This is a genomic window from Variovorax sp. PBL-E5 (assembly GCF_901827185.1).
Lineage (GTDB): Bacteria > Pseudomonadota > Gammaproteobacteria > Burkholderiales > Burkholderiaceae_C > Variovorax.
Map to the genome: position 1 here is coordinate 535,465 of NZ_LR594673.1, position 17,550 is coordinate 553,014.

The window sequence follows — 17,550 nt, forward strand, 5'->3', positions numbered from 1 at the left end:
TACTTATCGCATTGCCATGCTGAGGATCCATGGAGCTCAAAAATACGCGGTTGACCCTGCTCATCGATTCGAATAGGAAGAAAGCCCTCGAGCGACTTTGTGCGCTCAAGGATCGGACGGCGTCGCAGGTGGTGCGGCAGCCTGCCCGCAACTACCTCTCGCAGCACGGCGTCCAGTACTTGGCGCGTTGCGTGAGCGAGTTCCCGCTTCCTCCGACCTTCCGGCGCCGCGAACCAAGCCGGGCGCGCCGGAGACTGCTTCCCTCGATCGCGAGGCGGGGGCCCTACATCACAAGACCTGAGTCATGAGCGGCGTGCCCCCCGTCGCGCAATGGATCCATCTCGACTGGATACTCGTTGTGACGATTGCCTGGCTGATCGTGGGGGCTGCCGGTATCTTCGCCTTGCATCGGTTCAGCCTAGTGTCCCTGGTGCTCTTCCCCATCGGAGGACTGCTCGGGTTGGCGCTCTTCGGGCTGGCCCTCGTCGCATTGCTCGATCGCCCCGAAGTCGCCGTGTTGCCCATCGGGCTGCCGGCACTGCCCTTCCATCTCCGCCTGGACAGCCTGTCCGCTTATTTCCTGATGGTGATCGGTGGCGCTTCGGCCGGGATCTCCACATTTGCGGCCGGATACTTCCGCAAGGGCGAAGGCACGCCGCCCGGCCTGCTGTGCCTGGAGTACCACATGTTTCTGGTCAGCATGGTGGGGGTGATCCTCGCCGACGACGCCTATTCATTTATGGTGATGTGGGAGACGATGGCGCTGTCGTCGTTCTTCTTGGTGACCGCGAACCACCGCATGGCCGAAGTGCGCAGCGCGGGCTATCTCTACATCACGATGGCGAGAATCGGTGCGATCGCTGTCCTGCTGTGCTTCGGCGTGCTGCAGGCCAATACGGGCGACTACACCTTTTCCAACATGCGCGCTCAGGCACTGACTCCGTTCTGGGCCTCGGCCGGTTTCTTGCTGGCCTTGTTCGGCTTCGGCGCCAAGGCCGGCATCCTACCGCTGCATGTATGGCTGCCAGAAGCCCACCCCGCCGCGCCGTCCCCCGTCTCGGCCATGATGAGCGGGGTCATGCTCAATACGGCCATCTACGGCTTGTTGCGCGTGTCGTTCGATCTCCTGCACACTCAACTGTGGTGGTGGGGCGGGCTGCTGCTGGCGGTCGGATTGGCGACAGCTCTGTTCGGTGTGATCTTCGCGGCGGTGCAGACCGACATGAAGCGGCTGCTGGCCTATTCGTCGATCGAAAACATGGGCCTGCTGTTCGTCGGCATGGGCCTGACCTTGATTTTTTCGGCATACGGCATGAAGCCGATGGCGGCGCTCGCGTTGACGGCGACCCTCTACCACGTGGCAAGCCATGCTTTCTTCAAGAGCCTGCTCTTTCTCGGCACCGGCAGCGTGCTTCACGCCACTTCCGAGAGAAACCTCGGCAAGCTGGGGGGCCTGATCCGAACCATGCCCTGGATCGCTTGGCTCACCCTGTTGGGCGTGCTGACCAGCGCGGGCCTGCCGCCGCTGGGGGGCTTCGTGTCGGAATGGCTGCTGCTGCAGAGCTTCCTCTTCACGCCGGGGCTGCCGGTGCCCTTGCTGACCATGCTGATTCCGGTCGTCGCCGCGCTCATCGCCCTGGTCGCCGCGCTGGCCGGCTACACGATGGTCAAGTTCTTCGGCGTGGTCTTCCTCGGACAGCCGCGCGAGGAAAAGCTCGCCCACGCCCACGATGCGGGCCGTTGGGAGCGCACGGGCATGGTGTGGCTGGCGCTCGGCTGCATCGCGCTGGGGCTGCTCCCGACACAATTCATTCAGTTGATCGATCCGGTGACGCAGCAGCTTGTCGAATCGGGTCTCGGCGCCAAGGCGGCAGCCAGCGGCTGGCTGTTGGCGCCGAACAGTCTCGCGCAGGCCAGTTACGGCCCCGTGATCTTCCTGCTCGGCATCCTGGGAAGCTTTGCGCTCGCCTTCCTGCTCGTGCGGAAGCTTTACCACGGCCGCGTGCGTCGCGGCCTACCCTGGGCCTGCGGCTTCCCATGGGGCACAGCACGCATGCAGGATACCGCCGAAGGATTCGGCCAGCCGATCCGCCAGATCTTCGAGCCTTTCTTCCAAATGCAACGTGATCTGCCCACGCCCTTCGATACGAAACCGCGCTATCGCGTCACGGTTGAGGATCACTTCTGGCGCTGGCTCTATGTACCCATCGCTGATCTGGCGGCTTACCTCGCACGACTGATCGGCCTGATGCAGCAGGGGCGGATCTCGGTGTACCTGCTCTACAGTTTCCTGACGCTCGTGGCCACGTTGCTCGTGGTGATGCGATGAGGTCGGCATGAGCTTCGCCGGATTCACGTCGCAGTTGCTGGAGATCGTCATCGCGATCGGGCTTGCGCCCCTGCTCACCGGCTGGATCAATCTTTGGCGCGCGTGGCTTCAGAACAAGTCCGCGCCCAGTCTCTGGCAACCCTACCGGATGCTGCACAAGCTGTTCAACAAGGAGTCGATGGTTGCCGACCATGCATCGCGACTGTTTCGCATCGCGCCCTATGTGATGTTCGGCTGCATGGTGCTGGCTTGCGCCATCATCCCCACGCTGTCGACCGATCTACCGTTGGCGCCAGCGGCTGATGCGATCGCACTTGTCGGCCTGTTCGCCCTGGCGCGGGTGTTCATCTCGCTGGCCGCCATGGACATCGGCACCGCGTTCGGCACCATGGCTGCGCGGCGCGAGATGCTGGTCGGTTTCCTCGCCGAACCTGCGCTGTTAATGGTGTTGTTCTCGGCCTCGCTGATTTCCCAGTCGACGTCACTCACGACGATTGTCGAGACGCTGACTCAGCGTGAACTGGCGATTTATCCCGGCCTGGCTTTTGCCGGGGTTGCATTCACGATGGTGTCGCTGGCCGAGAACGCACGCGTTCCGGTCGACAATCCGGCCACGCATCTCGAGCTGACGATGATTCACGAGGCGCTCATCCTCGAGTACTCGGGCCGCCACCTGGCGCTGATCGAATGGGCGGCCAGCCTGAAGCTGTTTGCCTATTCGTGCATTGGCTTGGCCCTGTTCTTCCCTTGGGGCATTGCCGAGGCCCAGGCCCCGCTCGCGATGCTGCCGGCCCTGCCCGTGTTGGTGGCCAAGCTCGCCGTGGGCGGCTTTCTGCTTGCCGCGCTGGAGACCGCGAGCGCCAAGATGCGCATCTTCCGTGTGCCCGAGTTCCTGGCCACCGCCTTCCTGCTTGCGGTGATCGGCATGATGGTGCACGTGCTGCTCAACCAGTGATATGAACAGCAGCATCCTGACCCAACTTGTCAACCTGCTCGGCGCGGTGCTGCTGATGCTCGCATTCGCGATGATCTCGCAGCGGCGCATCCTCACCCTGATCCACCTGTTCACGATGCAGGGTGCAGCGCTGACGCTCGCGACCGCCGTGGTCGGCTATGCGACCGACCAGCACCACCTGTACCTGTCGGCCGGGCTAACCTTGGTACTCAAGGTGCTGTTGATCCCGTACCTCCTGCACCGGGTCATCGACCGTCTCGACATCCGCTGGGACGTCGAGACGCTGATCAATATCCCGACAACGATGCTGATCGGCATCGGGGTCGTGATCTTCGCGTTCAATCTGGCGATACCCATCTCCCAGTTGTCGTCGGCGCTGGCGAGCGGCACGCTGGGCATCGCGCTGGCCTGCGTGCTGCTGTCGTTCCTGATGATGATCACGCGTGCGAAGGCGGTTCCGCAGGTGATCGGCTTCCTCGCGATGGAGAACGGCCTGTTCTTTGCCGCCACATCGGCCACTTACGGCATGCCGATGGTGGTCGAGTTGGGCATCGCGCTGGACGTGCTGATCGGCGTGCTGATCCTGGGCGTCTTCATGTTCCAGATTCGCGAGCAGTTCGACAGCCTGGACATCCGCCACCTCGAGAAGCTGAAGGAAGACTGAGTTGCTTGCATTGGCCTTCCTCCTCGCAACTCCGATGGCCGGCGGGCTGGTGCTGGCGCTGGTCGGCCATCGCGACAACGCGCGCGACGTCAATGTCGCCTTCAGCCTGGGCACTTTCGTCGCCGCCTGCGTGCTCACAGCGCAGATCGTCGAGAGCGGGCCGATGCTGGTGTGGGACCGCGAGTTCTACATCGATCCGCTGAACGTCTTTCTCGTCACACTGACCGCGTTCGTTGGCCTGACCACTTCTATCTTCTCTCGCCCCTACATGCGCGTGGAGCGCGACCACGGCAAGATGACGCCGCCGCGCCTGCGCCTGTATCACAGCATGTACCAGCTGTTCAGCTTCACGATGCTGCTGGCACTGACGACCAACAACATGGGCATCATCTGGGTCGCGATGGAGGCCGCCACGCTGACCACCGTGCTGCTGGTCAGCGTCTACCGCACCGCGGCCAGCCTCGAAGCCGCATGGAAATACTTCATCCTGTGCGGCGTGGGCATCGCCCAGGCGCTGTTCGGAACGGTGTTGCTGTACATGGCGGCCGAGAAGGTGATCGGCTCCGAAGGCGGCGCCTTGCTCTGGACCAACCTCGATGCGGTGAAGGAGCAGCTCGACCCGAACATCATCACGCTGGCGTTCGCGTTCCTGTTCATCGGCTACGGTACCAAGGTCGGCCTGGTGCCGATTCACAATTGGCTGCCGGACGCCCATGCCGAAGGTCCAACGCCGGTGTCGGCCGTGTTGTCGGGCCTGCTGCTGAACGTCGCACTCTACGCAATCCTGCGCTGCAAGGTCCTGACCGACGGCGCGCTGCACTATCCTCTGGCTGGCCGGCTGATGATGGGCTTCGGCCTGCTGTCGGTGGTGGCGGCAGTGTTCTTCATGATTCGGCAAAAGGATGTGAAGCGCATGTTCGCCTACTCGTCGATCGAGCACATGGGGATGATGACCTTCGCTTTCGGCATGGGCGGCCCGATCGCCAACTACGCCGGGCTGCTGCACATGACGGTGCATTCTCTGATCAAATCCGCGATCTTCTTTGCCGTCGGTCATGCCACGCAGAAGGCTGGTACCCAGATCATGGAAAATATCCGCGGGCTCATCAAGGTCAGTCCGACAGTCGCCTGGGGATTGATGCTCGGATCGCTCGCCATCCTCGGCATGCCCCCGTTCGGCGTCTTCGCGAGCGAATTCCTGATCGTCACGACCGCGATGCGCGAGCAGCCCTGGGCGACCCCGTTCCTGCTGATCGCCCTGGGCCTGGCGTTTGCATCCGTCTTCAGCCAGATCCAGCCGATGGTGTTCGGCGAGACCAACGTCAAGCCCCTGGCGCATCCGCCGGCCCTGGTTCCGGTGTTCGTCCATCTGGGGCTTGGCCTGATGCTCGGCGTCTACATCCCGCCCTATCTCAACGCCTGGTACATCCAGGCGGCGGCGATGCTGGGGAACTAATCAAATGGCGCTGCCGGAACTCGGACTCGATCTGCGGCGCCTGTCTGCGCCGGTTCCCATTTGGCTTGGGTGGGTGAGTCGGGACGCCTGGAGTGCCGCGGCACGCAGCATCGCGGACACGGGTGGGCGCCTGATCTCAGTCTGGGGCGTTGATCGCAGCGCATCCGGCGAGGCAATGGCGGTGTGTGCAGCCTACGCGGTCCCCGAGGGGCTGGCCTGGCTCGAACTGAAGCTGGGCGGCGCAGCGCAAGGGTTTCCTGATCTGGTCGTCGCATTCCCGTGCGCGGAGCGCATGCAACGCGCCGTGGCCGACCTGTCAGGCATCCGAGCCGAGGGTAGTCGTGACGATCGCCCCTGGCTCGACCACGGGGTGTGGCCATCCGGACCACTGCCACTGCAGCGGAAACCCCAGCCCGAAGGGGCTGCCGCCAGCGCGCTTCCTGCCGACTACCCCTTCGTGCGCGTCGACGGCGACGGCGTGCACGAGATTGCCGTCGGGCCTGTGCATGCCAGCATCATCGAGCCCGGCCACTTTCGGTTCTCCGTCGTGGGCGAGAAGGTGCTCAGGCTCGAACAGCACCTCGGGTACACGCACAAGGGCATCGAGCGCCGGTTCACGGAACTGATGCCGCTCGAGGGGCACCGCCTCGCGGGACGCATCTCGGGCGACACGACGGTGGCCTACGCCTGGGCCTACTGCATGGCGCTGGAGTCAGCCTCGGGTGGCGAGGTCCCGGACCGCGCCAACTGGCTGCGTGCGCTGATGCTTGAGCGCGAGCGCGTGGCCAATCACCTGGGCGACCTCGGCGCGCTGGGCAACGACGCGGCCTTGGCCTTTGGTCTGGCGCAGTTCTCGCGCTTGCGTGAAGACTGGCTGCGCCTGTCCAAGGAGATTTTTGGCCACCGCCTCATGATGGACGCGGTCGTGCCCGGCGGCGTGGCGATCGATCTGACGCCAGCGATGCGGGATCACCTTTGCATGCAGTGCGACGTGATCGAGAGAGAGGTGCGCGCGCTGCGGCGTGTGTACGACGAACATGCCGGCCTGCAGGACCGCTTTGCGGGTACCGGGCGGGTGACGCCCCAACTGGCCGCACAACTCGGCCTCACGGGCCTTGCGGGACGCGCCAGCGGGCAGACGGCCGATCTGCGCTGCGACTTCCCATGGCCGCCCTATGACCGACTCAAGGTTGCGATCGCGACGCACCGCGACGGCGATGTCGCAGCGCGCGTGACGGTGCGGTTCGAAGAGGCATTCGAGTCACTGCGGCTCATCCGCGCCATCTGCTCTGGCTTGCCGGATGGTGCCGCTCATGCCGAGCTGCAGCCTCAGGCGTCGGCATCGCTGGGTGCGGGCTGGGTCGAAGGCTGGCGGGGCGAGGTTTTCGTCGCACTGGAGATCGGGAGCGATGGCCGCATCATGCGCTGTCATTGCCATGATCCGTCCTGGCAGAACTGGCCAGTGCTCGAGCATGCCATCATCGGCAACATCGTTCCGGACTTTCCGCTGATCAACAAGTCCTTCAACCTGAGCTATTCGGGGCACGACCTCTGATGTGGCACATCCTCAAGCAGATCGTGCGCACCGGCATCGTCACCGAGCCAGCGCCGCAGGTTGACGATGCCGAATATGCGGCGGTCGATCGAATCCAGAGCGACCTCCTCGCCATCCTCGGTCAGGCCCTGACGATCCGCGAAGTCGATGCCGGCTCATGCAATGGCTGCGAGCTCGAGATCCAAGCGCTGAACAATCCTTACTACAACATCGAGGGACTCGGCATCAAGTTCGTCGCCAGTCCGCGCCACGCCGATATGCTGCTGGTGACCGGGCCGGTGTCGCGCAACATGGAAGAGGCATTGCGGCGCACCTATGACGCCACGCCGGATCCGAAGCTGGTGGTCGCCGTTGGCGATTGCGGCTGCACCGGCGGCATCTTCGGTGAGAGCTATGCCAGCTGTGGCAAGGTTGCGAACGTGATTCCTGTCGATGTGGCGGTTCCCGGCTGTCCCCCGCCGCCGATCGACATCCTGCGCGGGATCCTCAGCGCCGTTCGACAACGTCAGGCACAGCCCGGCAAGTCTTAGCCATGCAGATTGCCGACGGGTTCCTGCTTGCGGCGAAAGGCACCGAGATCGGCGCTACGCCTGCGCCGGCCGCCCACCCACTCCTCATCAAGCCCTGGATTCCGGTGCCCGCTGCAAAAGCGCGTCGCCCCGTGCGTCGTTGCATGGATGCACGGGTCATCCCGTACATGACCTTTAAAGCAGCCTATATGGCACCCGGCAACGGTGCTCATCGCGCCGGATGTCGCCGGTTTTGGCGCGTGTTCCAAAGCGCCGCCTCCTGATACACCGCAATTTATAGACGCGCGCGTTTGATTGAATAGGGCCACGTTCGCGGCGACGGGAGGCCGGGCCGTCCGCCGCGCTTGCTGAGCAACGTGTCGCCCTTCCCGTGCAGCGTGTTCGATTTGCGAGGCCTCGCATGACCGATCGCAGTCTGCCCCCGTCATTGCCGGTGTAGCCCAGTTGCCGGGGTTTACTCCAGCCGACACTCAGGACTGAAGACTCTCCGCATCCATTTCGATCCTTCGTTGTTAGGTGTTGCTACGCCGCGCTCCGCGTCTGGGGAAGTTGGCTTAGCGTCGAACTCTTCGACTAGAGCAACCACTCCTGGAGCAGGCGGTGCAAGGCATCAGGGTTACTGCCGCACTCGCAGGAGCCGCGAGAGAAAAGATGCCATGTGACCTTCCCGATCAAACTCGGCTATGCCATCTGCTGAATCGCACGATCCGCGAGAAGCTGGGGGCCAGTTGTTGCCATGCTTCGGGGTTCAGCGCGTCTTCGCAAAGCTTTAGATTTGTAAGTAACGATACCGTAGGCATTTGCTTGAAAGCGAAGACAATGGTATTGCTGAGGTCAAAGTCATTGACCATGAGCACATGTCCGGCAAAGCTCCTTTTGATTCTCTCGAGGTAAGTTTGGAAGCATTCATGATGAAGGTGGAGGTTTACGACCAAAATACCGGCCTCCTCCAGCAGATCAAAGCAATTGTCGTAGAAAGAGCGCGATCCAAGGTCCGCCGGTATCCCATCTGCATCGAATCCGTCGGCCATGATGACGTCGTAGCGTGACTGAACGGTACGAACATAGTCGGCGGCATCCCCCTTGCACACATGAAATCGATGATCGTCTCGAGGTATCTCAAACTCGTCGCGAAGCGCGATGACAAAGGGGTTGATTTCGATCACCTGGATGCGGGAATCTGGTAGGTATCGGTAGCAGAACTTCGCCAGTGACCCGCCGCCCAGACCCACCATGGCAATGCGCCGGGGCGCAGGTGCAAACAGCAGGAATCCCATCATGAGGCGCGTATACGCCAGCATGAGGTCGTGGGGCCGGCCAACTTGCATTCGGCTTTGGACGTCGCAGATTGAAAAACGCAAGGTCTTCGAACTCAGCGATCTCTCGACAATAGGACGCGGGTGCCGATGGCATTCGAGGCGGTCTGACATCAATGACTCAATGAGATAAAACTGTGGAGGCCGACGCGCGCCGGAGCCTTGAGGGAACAACTTGTCTATTTGGAACGACGGCTTTCAGCGCCGTCGTGTTGAAGATGCAGCGCCAGCGTTTCCAATGGCTGTCAAACATGAATGAACCGTGCTACGCCAAGCAAGATAGAGCCGATTGTGATTCAAAGCCGAGATGCGCTCCCCGACCAACCGAATGCACTCGTCTTTGAAGTCTGTGCAGCTTCATGACGACAGTGGCGTATCCCACATCAGCTGGGCCAAGCCGTTGGCGATTTGCGGCGGCCGCATCCCCGTCGAAAGCACTCGGTTTGTCAGCCGGAGAGGCAGGGCGCTCTTCAACTGAGCGAATACAAAGAAGGAAACCTCCGAGTCCGAGCGCACGCGAAAGAGTTGTTCGCTCTCGGCGAGCAATTGGCGGATCACAAAGGGCGGACGAGTATCGCGACCGAAGTAGACGCGGACTACTTGAGCGTCAGGAAGGAGGAGGCGCGCGCATTCGCTCGAACCTGCGTTAGAAATCAGCTCGAGTGGAAGGCCCTTGAGAGCCGCAGGCTCCTTGACGAGATACTCCAAGCTCAGGCTCCCAACGGCCCGAAGCACCTCGACATCCAACAACTGCGCTGGATTCTCTCCTTTCAGCAGGCTGGCGAGCTCCTCGCTGCGATCTGGACCATCATAAAGAACGAAGCTCAACCCAGCCCCACTTCTGCCTGGCAGGCCTGCGCAACATCCAGCAGTTCGCGCGCACCGCTGCAAATCGACGCCAACAGCGTGATGGCGCCTGAGAAGTGATCAAAGTCGTATGTCGCTTCCCGAAACCGGTCAACGAAGAACGCCGGGTCCAACACGTTGGCGAGTCTCCGTATGATCGGCGACGCCCGCCGGACTTCATCACCCTGTCGCCAAACCACACCGAATGAACGGCTTGCATCTCCCGACGGAGGCTGGTAGCGCAGTAGCTTGATACGCCGGTTGACGGTAAGGTTCGTTCCTGCGGCGGCATTCACGGAACATCCCCTGTAGATCTGTCATTCATCGACTTGACGTCCTGCAGCATGGCGGCGCATCTAACGCCATCAGCTTGATCGCAAAGCGCACTGTCGCCGCAACGCCCACATCCGCGACGGCGATAGCGCCGGCTGTAAGCCCAAGCACGCTTCCCGCGCTGGCGACTTGTTCGTGGGGTCCAGACCAATTGGAAAAGTTCTTGAAGAATGTTCGCTCGCATGGACGGTAAGAGTCGTCGAAAGCTCGTCAGTCTCCGCGGCGGAAACGCGAATATAGTTCGCATGACGTATCATTGCAATGATCATCTGATTAACATACCATCCAGGCGTCTCTAAATGTCATGTGCCCATCCAACATCGCACCTTCGACGCGTTTGACGAAACCCTATAGAAGAGGGTGCTCGAATGTTTGGCACGCGGCGCCACGCCCCTCGCGGTCAAGCACCAGTAGTTCAGCGTCCTCGAGGGTTGCCGGTGGAGTTCTTTCTGTGGTTTGGGGTGTCTGCGTGGCAGAATAAATGGCTGGAATCTGGCCGAAAGGAGCCGTCGATACCACGATGAGGGGCTTGCGTGAAGCTAGACATCCACGAAATTCTGAGAAGGCTTCCCTACCGCTATCCATTCCTGTTGATGGACCGCGTCCTGAAGCTCGAGGCAGGCAAGCGGATCGAGGCGCTGAAGAACGTCACGATCAATGAAGCGTTGTTTCAGGGTCATTTTCCTCACCTTCCCGTAATGCCTGGCGTGTTGCTGCTAGAAGCTCTGGCGCAGACGGCCGCATCGCATTCGAGACTTTCGGTGAAACACCTGACGACACGAAGATGTACTACTTCGGCGGAATCGATGCAGCGTGATTTAAGAAACGGGTCGAACCCGGGGATCAGTTGATGATGGACGCGCAACTGGTGCGCCGGAAGGTGAGGGTCTTCAAGTTCAAAGGCGGTGGCTTTGTGGACGGCCACCTCGCCGTTGAGGCCGAGTTGCTGTGCACGCGTGTGGTCATAGCGTGACGCGTCGATGCCTGTCGTGCACTTGACCCACCGCGCGATAACCCGTTGAAAAAGAGCTCGTTCTACAAGTGGGAGGGGGACACCCTGGTCCTCAACATTCTCGGGACGCCGGGCGCATCAAAGGACGCCATCGGCAAGGTCAGAGGCAATCAGTTAAAAGTCAGCGTCACCCAGCCGCCACGCGTGGGGCGCGCAACGGACCACATGGTGCGTTTCCTGGCCGACGAGTTTGACGTGTCGCGATCTGACATCGAGGTCGTGTTCGGTCGAAAGAGCGTCAACAAGCAAGTGCGGATCAAGGCACCTTCGAGATTACCCGGGTGCATCGAGCCGCCTGCTACCGCTCTGCCAGGTCCAGCTCGAATCAAATAGAGGGCCGGTTCGGTCCGCCGACAGGATGCGGCTCGTCAATCGGCATGGGATCAAAATGAAATGGCCCGCGGCCCACCTGGCACCCAAGGCCCGGACCGGGTGTCTGGCCCCGAGACACACCGCCGTCCCCGCGCGCCGCCACCCATTCGCCTGCCCCTGCTTCAGAGCGGAAATTTGGTCCACCGTGCCGGCCATGAATACGCAATACGTCTCACATGTTTATATTGTGATGATACAGATCACATGTTTATCCTAAAAGGTGTACCGATAAATGCAGTTACCGTTCCCGATGCGGATCTTCTCCGCGCGGCGCATGGTCACGGAAAACTCAGGGATGGCAGCGGTGGCTGTTTGCAACGAATCACAAGGACATCGGCACGCTGTACCTGCTGTTCTCCTTCACGATGCTGATGGCGGGCGGGGTGCTCGCGCTGCTGATCCGCGCCGAGCTGTTCCAGCCCGGCCTGCAGCTGGTCAATCCCGAGCTGTTCAACCAGTTCACGACCATGCACGGCCTGATCATGGTGTTCGGCGCGATCATGCCGGCGTTCGTGGGCTTCGCGAACTGGATGATCCCGATGCAGATCGGCGCGGCCGACATGGCCTTCGCGCGGATGAACAACTTCAGCTTCTGGCTGCTGATCCCGGCGGCGCTGATGCTGGTCGGCTCGTTCTTCATGCCCGGCGGTGCGCCGGCCGCGGGATGGACGCTCTATGCGCCGCTCACGCTGCAGATGGGCCCGTCGATGGATGCCGGCATCTTCGCGATGCACATCATGGGCGCGTCGTCGATCATGGGTTCGATCAATATCATCGTGACGATCCTGAACATGCGCGCACCCGGCATGACGCTGATGAAGATGCCGATGTTCTGCTGGACCTGGCTCATCACCGCCTACCTGCTGATCGCCGTGATGCCGGTGCTCGCCGGCGCGATCACCATGACGCTGACCGATCGCCACTTCGGCACCAGCTTCTTCAATCCCGCCGGCGGCGGCGACCCGGTGATGTACCAGCACATCTTCTGGTTCTTCGGCCACCCCGAGGTCTACATCATGATCTTGCCGGCCTTCGGCATCATCAGCCAGGTGCCGGTGCTCTCGAACCAAGACGCCGCCTTCATCTCGTACGGCCTTTTGAAGACCGTCTCGGCGGCGCCGTGGCCATCGGGCCCATCCGTGCCCGGCACGGCGCATCCCGTTCACACCATGACGCCGCAAACCACAGTGCGGGCCTCTTCAACATGCTCGCGCTCACCGTCACCTAATTCAAGTCAAGGCGCTCTGATGCAGCCCTCCTTCTTGTCACCACCCAATGCACAACTCACATGACCCGCAACCCCTCCACCTCCACCCATCTACGCCCGTTCGTCTCGAGGTGGCGGAGATCAACCCGTACGCGATCGCCCTGCGGCACGAGTTGGAAGTGCCGGACGACGACAAACGCGTCAATGTGCTATTGGAGGATGCTGCCGATTTCGTGCGTACCAGCAATGCACGGTGCGATGTGATTGTCGCCGACGGGTTCGACGCGAACAGGCTGCCGGCGAGGCCTGCTGCAGTGCTTTGGCGAGTGAGCGACCGTCGAGGTGATTTCGTTCGACTCTCTCGCGCTTCCTCTCCAACAACGCTCACGGCAAGGTCACGTGGGTGCACAGGAGGTCTGCCCTGACCGCCAGCGCGCCGTCGACCGGGCCGATGGCTTCGAACTTGAAGACGCTCGCCTTTCGCCGCACCAATCGCACGTCCATGATCAACCGCTCGCCGGGCATCGACGGGTCACTCGAACCGCGCCCCCGTCGATGGCGCCGAAATAATAGAATTTCGTTTCGTCCGGCACTTCGTCGAACGATGCGAACGCCAGCAGAGCGGCAGACTGTCCGAGCGCCTTCAGTACCAGAACTCCCGGCATGACGGGGCGATGCGGAACGTGACCCTGATAGAAAGGTTCGGGACCGTGACACTCTTCAGCGCCTGGATCGCCGCGCCCTTGTCAAGTCGGAGCACGCGATCGACCAGTAAAAACGGAAACTCATGGAGCATGCTGCGCAGAATTCGATGAACATCAAGCACCATCCATCATCAAGCTTCCGAATCAGCGTTTGGTGCAACGGAAACCATTTATGGTACGGGCACGACGCTCGCGCGGTCGTGATGGCATCGGGCATCCGGCATCGCGTCCGCAGGGTGAGGCTGTAATGAATGGATAGTTCGCTTCGGTGCATAGAATGAGATTATTATTAGCATTGCATGCTAATTCGGAGATGGACTTATGGAACTCAAGACGGCCAGATTGACGGTGCTTATCGACCCCTCGAAGAAGAGGGCCTTCGAGTCGCTTTGCGCTCGGCAGGACGTGACGCCGTCGCAGGTGGTACGCCGATTGATACGGGACTACCTCAATCACTATGGCGTCACCTTCGTTCCCAGCGGCAGCCTCGACGAAGAAGACGAAACCAGCAAGGCATAGTGCGCTGGCGGGGCCCGATGTTCGGATCGCGATCCGAGTTGTCGCCGGCCGCTCAGCGTCGTTGGGCCTGGAGATTTCCGTGCGATTGCATGTCGACAAAATGGCCGCTTCGATCTGCGAATGACGCCAGGTGGGGAAAAGAGTTGCGCTGGCAAGGCAAAGTCGGTACCAACTGATCGAACGCCAAATTGCGGACGGGCTGATGCTGATCTGGCCGATCAGCCGCAACATGGCCCCCGCGCTGCAGCTGTGCTGGGACGCCATGTTCGATCCATAGCCGGTAATCGCGGTTGGCGCCAGCGCCAATTTCGGAAGCGCAAGGTCCTGCGCCACGGACCTTGGCTTCCTCGGGAAATTCAAGCCGACCCTGCATGTGCCGGGATGCCCGCCGCATCCGCTCATGGTCACCTGCAGCATGCTGGACCTGCTAGACATTCCGAGCCGAGCGCCCGCCTGCGGCCCGACCGGAGGCGAAGGGGTAGCGCATCAGCGCCGACATCGTGCATGGCAGACCCGTGACTTCGGCATTGAAAGTCTCGGCCAATTGCCGGGCAACTTTGATCCGCTCGACGACTCGCGCCGAGCTGTCCAGATGCAGCAGGATCGATTTCGGAGTTTGCATGGTGTTCTCCTTCAGAACTCGAGAGTGGATGCGATGCAGTGCGGAGGCTGGTCCCGCACCCTATGTCTTGGGCGGGCGGCGCAGGACCGGCATGAAGTTGGTCAGCTTGCCCCGCCTGACCAGCAAGGCGACGACATCGTCGTCCTGCGTGGCCTGGAGGGCGGAGTCGAAGTCCTTCAAACTGGCGACTGCCGTCCCATTGACACCCACGATCATGTCGTCGAAGCGCAGGCCAGCAAGCCGCGCGAATCCGGAGGCCGACCTCACGTAGATCCCGGCGGGAAGCATTCCAAGGCTCTGGCCCGTGCCGCGCTCGACGAGGGCGAGCCCCAGCCGGGCATCGTTGTCACTCTGGGTCACGGCGGCAGGCCGAGGCAGGTCTTCATCGATACAGGCAAGGCGTTGCTTATCGTCGAGCTGCGCAAGCGCCGAATGCTGCAGGCTCGCATCGCGCGCAGCGTAGGGATCTCGGAGTCCACGGTCAGTCGCGTTCTGGCGCGGGCGGGCATGTCCAAGTTGAGCGACCTGGAGCCTGTCGAAGCTGTCGTGCGCTACGAGCATCAGGCTCCCGGCGATTTGCTGCACATCGATACCAAGAAGCTCGGGCGCATCGTGCGGCGACTGCTGACGGACAACGGTCCGGCGTTCCGCTCGCGGGAGTTCAGGGCGAGCTGCGTTGAACTGGGCATCAAGCACAGTTTCACGCGGCCCTACCGACCACAGACCAACGGCAAGGCCGAGAGGTTCATCCAGTCTGCGTTGCGTGAGTGGGCCTATGGCTGGACCTACCTGAACTCAGCCCATCGAACCGATGCCCTGGCAAGCTGGCAGCACCATTACAACTGGCATCGCCCACACAGCGGCATCGCAGGCCTCGTGCCTATGTCCAGACTCAACTCGTCAAGAAACAACCTCTTGACGCTTCACAGCTAGCCACCTCCATCTCGGACACATCCCCGAGATACCGCATGGCCGGCGAGCGAATGTTGGTCATTGAGCGACCTCATCAACCGGGGCATACCTGGGCGCGCACCAATCGACCAGCGTTGAGCTCGACTCATGCCAGCTTGCTCGCGGCAAGATGGCTGGGGATCTACGACTCCCGATGCCAGCCTCTGCAAGCAGCCTGCCAATCGCCCTCTTCCGGATTTTGATGTTGTTGGTCGCGCAACTGCACAATGTCAGCAACATTTTCTATCTAAGTAAGCGCCAACTATTATCACAAATCTCCTAAATCCTAGACACCAACAACGCCACGCTTGAGCGCGAAGTCCAGCAACACTTTGTCGGTCGGCTCTTCTGGCCACGTGTCCTGCGCCAGCCATTTGAAAAACGTCGTCGCTGCGACCCGGCTCGCAGGGCCATCGCGCCGCCAAGCACGCGCAATCGGCGCTGCCACCTGATCGAGCTTCTCGGCTTCGAATCGCGCGCGCACGTCAACCTTCATGGACTCCAGCATCTCGGCGAACACCGCGCGGGCCTGTCCCATCCGGTCGTTTTCCCAAAGCTCCCGGATGCGGTGCAGCCGGTCTGCCTCTGACGGCAGTGCAACCGACGGCGCGCCGGCCGGCGGCGGCCCTGCAACGGGCGGCACCGCCGTAACGCCGGCGTAGCCCTTCTTCAGCGCGTCCTTGAAGTACGCGGCCGGCGACTTGAGCACCGGCATCGACGCGTTGCGCAGACGCTGATCAACATGGTCTAGGGTGGCCCGAATCTGCCCTTCGTCCGTCGTTGCGTAGAGGTCCTGCGCTTCGTCCTGCTTGAGCCCCAGCGCAATCAGGCGCCCTACCAGCTCAAGATCGAAGACGTTCCGGTTCGGCGCGTCGATGCCCCCCAAGCGCTGCTGGACCTTGGGGACAACTCTGAATTGGATCTCCTCGATCTTGCGGCCGCGTTTGTGTTCAATCAACTCCAGCCCGAACTCCTCGCACAACGCATCGATCTCAGCCAGCGCTTTGCTGATGACGTCGCGTTTGAGAAAACGGTAGTCAACCTCCCTGATGTCGCTGCGCCCCGTCAGCACGGCCGCCCACCAGATCACATCTTCGCGCATTGACAGGCGCCCGGGCGACGTGAGATACCGAGCACCGATCTCGTAAAGCACGGCCGCCGAATAGCTTCGCATCTGACTGCTCATCTCCAGCAGCACACGTGTGTACTGGTGCGGCTTGACGAGTCGCTCCTTGATTTCGTCCGGATAGCGCCAGGTCACTATGCATGGCCGTCCCCTGCCCTGCTCCTCGATCGTGACAGTGCCCAGCAGCTGTGAGGACACCCAGCGCTTCAACGAGCTGCTGCTGGTCGACCATTCGATGGTTGTCGCCTGCATGTCGCGCAAATGGGACTTCAGCAGTTCGGTGTTGTTGGAGTTGAAACGGGCGTCCCCAATCAGTTCGCTCAGTGCGAGCCTGTACACCGGCTCGTCCACGCCCTGGCGCTGGGAATGGTAAAGCAAGGCGTTATAGATTCGCCTGGAAAGCAGGGTGAGGCGACCCCGCTTGGGGCGAATCGCGATTGCCTCATTGGCCTTGGCGACACTCTGTTCTTCTGCGGTGGGCGGCTGACGAGGCGGCGATCGCGAATGTGAGTCTGCTTCGTCGACCATGATGTGGAGCGGCAATCAAGTGGATTCACATCATGCCTATACATTGTGATTTGGTCAATTCACAGGAGGATCATGCGCGTGCCTTGGTATGTTTGCATTGAACACTTGGAGAATTGAAGAGTTGAGATTCCTTTTTCCTCCATCCCGACAGACACTTACCGGATTCGCTGTGAGAGCAGTTGGGAATGAATGTGAGATCGATTGGGAATGCAGGTGAGCCGGATTGGGAGACCGGGGCTGCCTTCGTGAGGGCTCCTGGGGTCAAATGTGAGTGGATATGGGCAATGGCGGCGTCCGGTACCCTTTCATTCCAGCAAATCCGGGTCTGACGGCGGCAATGTGGCCCCGCAGGATGTCGGAGTATGAATTTCCAGGTACTTTAGGCGTCTGCAGGGCCACTCGGAGGTGGAGATCCCCAAGCGATCTCACAATGCTTTGTGCGGTCAACAACGGCGTAGACGCAAAACTTGTCCATTCAATGATTTCTCGTAGAATGGCCATATTCCGTCGAATAAGGCCATCTCA

General features: G+C 61.4%; 17 protein-coding genes and 3 pseudogenes. 13 read left to right on the forward strand and 7 right to left on the reverse strand.

Going from position 1 to position 17,550, the window contains the following annotated elements; genetic code table 11:
* Window positions 1-29 precede the first annotated feature (29 nt).
* Genes WDLP6_RS35595 through WDLP6_RS34550 form a run of 8 tightly spaced genes read left to right on the forward strand, consistent with a single transcriptional unit; the run spans window position 30 to window position 7,752 of the window.
* Complete coding sequence (locus tag WDLP6_RS35595) at window positions 30-308, forward strand: ribbon-helix-helix protein, CopG family (protein ID WP_443083491.1); 279 nt, start codon at window positions 30-32, stop codon at window positions 306-308.
* Window positions 305-2,329, forward strand: coding sequence for a hydrogenase 4 subunit B (hyfB, locus tag WDLP6_RS34520; RefSeq protein WP_162595773.1), 2,025 nt, complete (start codon window positions 305-307; stop codon window positions 2,327-2,329). Before WDLP6_RS35595 ends, hyfB begins: the two co-directional genes overlap by 4 nt.
* Window positions 2,330-2,336: 7 nt before the next feature.
* Window positions 2,337-3,284, forward strand: a complete 948-nt coding sequence (locus WDLP6_RS34525; protein WP_162595774.1) for a respiratory chain complex I subunit 1 family protein — start codon at window positions 2,337-2,339, stop codon at window positions 3,282-3,284.
* Window position 3,285: 1 nt separating this feature from the next.
* Complete coding sequence (locus tag WDLP6_RS34530; protein ID WP_162595775.1) at window positions 3,286-3,948, forward strand: formate hydrogenlyase; 663 nt, start codon at window positions 3,286-3,288, stop codon at window positions 3,946-3,948.
* 1 nt (window position 3,949) lies between these two features.
* Window positions 3,950-5,404, forward strand: coding sequence for a hydrogenase 4 subunit F (locus WDLP6_RS34535; protein ID WP_162595776.1), 1,455 nt, complete (start codon window positions 3,950-3,952; stop codon window positions 5,402-5,404).
* Window positions 5,405-5,408: 4 nt separating this feature from the next.
* Complete coding sequence (locus WDLP6_RS34540; RefSeq protein ID WP_162595777.1) at window positions 5,409-6,959, forward strand: hydrogenase large subunit; 1,551 nt, start codon at window positions 5,409-5,411, stop codon at window positions 6,957-6,959.
* Entirely contained in the window at window positions 6,959-7,489 is a 531-nt protein-coding gene (locus tag WDLP6_RS34545) for an NADH-quinone oxidoreductase subunit B family protein (RefSeq protein ID WP_162595778.1), read from the forward strand. The genes WDLP6_RS34540 and WDLP6_RS34545 overlap by 1 nt, the downstream gene beginning before the upstream one ends.
* A gap of 2 nt (window positions 7,490-7,491) precedes the next feature.
* Window positions 7,492-7,752 carry a hypothetical protein gene (locus WDLP6_RS34550; protein ID WP_162595779.1) on the forward strand — a complete coding sequence of 87 codons (261 nt, stop codon included), beginning with the start codon at window positions 7,492-7,494 and terminating at the stop codon, window positions 7,750-7,752.
* 408 nt (window positions 7,753-8,160) lie between these two features.
* On the opposite strand, the gene WDLP6_RS34555 is transcribed toward WDLP6_RS34550, so the two are convergent.
* The 3 genes from WDLP6_RS34555 to WDLP6_RS34565 all read right to left on the reverse strand — a co-directional run bounded on the left by WDLP6_RS34555 (window position 8,161) and on the right by WDLP6_RS34565 (window position 9,947).
* A complete protein-coding gene (locus WDLP6_RS34555) occupies window positions 8,161-8,919 on the reverse strand; it encodes a fused MFS/spermidine synthase (RefSeq protein ID WP_162595780.1) in 759 nt (252 codons plus the stop codon).
* A 243-nt stretch (window positions 8,920-9,162) separates the two neighbouring features.
* The gene (locus tag WDLP6_RS34560) at window positions 9,163-9,633 is read right to left on the reverse strand and encodes a hypothetical protein (protein WP_162595781.1); all 471 of its coding nucleotides are present in this window, start codon (window positions 9,631-9,633) and stop codon (window positions 9,163-9,165) included.
* The gene (locus tag WDLP6_RS34565; protein ID WP_162595782.1) at window positions 9,630-9,947 is read right to left on the reverse strand and encodes a hypothetical protein; all 318 of its coding nucleotides are present in this window, start codon (window positions 9,945-9,947) and stop codon (window positions 9,630-9,632) included. The genes WDLP6_RS34560 and WDLP6_RS34565 overlap by 4 nt, the downstream gene beginning before the upstream one ends.
* 630 nt (window positions 9,948-10,577) lie before the next feature.
* Here WDLP6_RS34565 and fabZ point away from each other — a divergent pair.
* The 3 genes and pseudogenes from fabZ to WDLP6_RS34580 all read left to right on the forward strand — a co-directional run.
* A pseudogene (gene fabZ, locus WDLP6_RS34570) lies at window positions 10,578-10,957 on the forward strand (3-hydroxyacyl-ACP dehydratase FabZ).
* A gap of 45 nt (window positions 10,958-11,002) precedes the next feature.
* Window positions 11,003-11,329, forward strand: coding sequence for a DUF167 domain-containing protein (locus WDLP6_RS34575; RefSeq protein WP_162595783.1), 327 nt, complete (start codon window positions 11,003-11,005; stop codon window positions 11,327-11,329).
* Between the two features lie 332 nt (window positions 11,330-11,661).
* A pseudogene (locus WDLP6_RS34580) lies at window positions 11,662-12,438 on the forward strand (cbb3-type cytochrome c oxidase subunit I); the annotation flags it as partial.
* Between the two features lie 643 nt (window positions 12,439-13,081).
* Here WDLP6_RS34580 and WDLP6_RS35470 read toward each other — a convergent pair.
* Window positions 13,082-13,240 carry a hypothetical protein gene (locus WDLP6_RS35470; RefSeq protein WP_332106274.1) on the reverse strand — a complete coding sequence of 53 codons (159 nt, stop codon included), beginning with the start codon at window positions 13,238-13,240 and terminating at the stop codon, window positions 13,082-13,084.
* 360 nt (window positions 13,241-13,600) lie between these two features.
* Here WDLP6_RS35470 and WDLP6_RS34590 point away from each other — a divergent pair, with 360 nt between their 5' ends.
* Window positions 13,601-13,798, forward strand: coding sequence for a ribbon-helix-helix protein, CopG family (locus tag WDLP6_RS34590; RefSeq protein ID WP_162595784.1), 198 nt, complete (start codon window positions 13,601-13,603; stop codon window positions 13,796-13,798).
* A 427-nt stretch (window positions 13,799-14,225) separates the two neighbouring features.
* Here the strand turns inward: WDLP6_RS34590 and WDLP6_RS34595 are convergent, their stop codons facing one another.
* Complete coding sequence (locus tag WDLP6_RS34595; RefSeq protein ID WP_232077730.1) at window positions 14,226-14,420, reverse strand: hypothetical protein; 195 nt, start codon at window positions 14,418-14,420, stop codon at window positions 14,226-14,228.
* A gap of 60 nt (window positions 14,421-14,480) precedes the next feature.
* Window positions 14,481-14,708 (reverse strand): PDZ domain-containing protein, encoded by a 228-nt coding sequence (locus WDLP6_RS34600; RefSeq protein WP_162595818.1) that lies wholly within the window; start codon window positions 14,706-14,708, stop codon window positions 14,481-14,483.
* A gap of 6 nt (window positions 14,709-14,714) precedes the next feature.
* On the opposite strand from WDLP6_RS34600, the pseudogene WDLP6_RS34605 reads away from it, so the two are divergent.
* Window positions 14,715-15,353: pseudogene (locus tag WDLP6_RS34605) on the forward strand (integrase core domain-containing protein); the annotation flags it as partial.
* A gap of 304 nt (window positions 15,354-15,657) precedes the next feature.
* Here the strand turns inward: WDLP6_RS34605 and WDLP6_RS34610 are convergent.
* Window positions 15,658-17,040: a replication initiation protein gene (locus WDLP6_RS34610; RefSeq protein ID WP_232077731.1), complete on the reverse strand. Its 1,383-nt coding sequence runs from the start codon at window positions 17,038-17,040 to the stop codon at window positions 15,658-15,660.
* Between the last annotated feature and the right edge of the window lie 510 nt (window positions 17,041-17,550).

What these genes read in the sequence shown, in the direction of transcription:
- hyfB (WP_162595773.1), top strand. Translation starts at nt 305, where the DNA reads ATGAGCGGCGTGCCCCCCGTCGCGCAATGGATCCATCTCGACTGGATA.
- WDLP6_RS34530 (WP_162595775.1), top strand. Translation starts at nt 3,286, where the DNA reads ATGAACAGCAGCATCCTGACCCAACTTGTCAACCTGCTCGGCGCGGTG.
- WDLP6_RS34590 (WP_162595784.1), top strand. Translation starts at nt 13,601, where the DNA reads ATGGAACTCAAGACGGCCAGATTGACGGTGCTTATCGACCCCTCGAAG.
- WDLP6_RS34555 (WP_162595780.1), bottom strand. Translation starts at nt 8,919, where the DNA reads ATGTCAGACCGCCTCGAATGCCATCGGCACCCGCGTCCTATTGTCGAG.
- WDLP6_RS34550 (WP_162595779.1), top strand. Translation starts at nt 7,492, where the DNA reads ATGCAGATTGCCGACGGGTTCCTGCTTGCGGCGAAAGGCACCGAGATC.
- WDLP6_RS34595 (WP_232077730.1), bottom strand. Translation starts at nt 14,420, where the DNA reads ATGCAAACTCCGAAATCGATCCTGCTGCATCTGGACAGCTCGGCGCGA.
- WDLP6_RS34525 (WP_162595774.1), top strand. Translation starts at nt 2,337, where the DNA reads ATGAGCTTCGCCGGATTCACGTCGCAGTTGCTGGAGATCGTCATCGCG.
- WDLP6_RS35595 (WP_443083491.1), top strand. Translation starts at nt 30, where the DNA reads ATGGAGCTCAAAAATACGCGGTTGACCCTGCTCATCGATTCGAATAGG.
- WDLP6_RS34600 (WP_162595818.1), bottom strand. Translation starts at nt 14,708, where the DNA reads ATGCTTCCCGCCGGGATCTACGTGAGGTCGGCCTCCGGATTCGCGCGG.
- WDLP6_RS34545 (WP_162595778.1), top strand. Translation starts at nt 6,959, where the DNA reads ATGTGGCACATCCTCAAGCAGATCGTGCGCACCGGCATCGTCACCGAG.
- WDLP6_RS34540 (WP_162595777.1), top strand. Translation starts at nt 5,409, where the DNA reads ATGGCGCTGCCGGAACTCGGACTCGATCTGCGGCGCCTGTCTGCGCCG.
- WDLP6_RS35470 (WP_332106274.1), bottom strand. Translation starts at nt 13,240, where the DNA reads ATGCCGGGAGTTCTGGTACTGAAGGCGCTCGGACAGTCTGCCGCTCTG.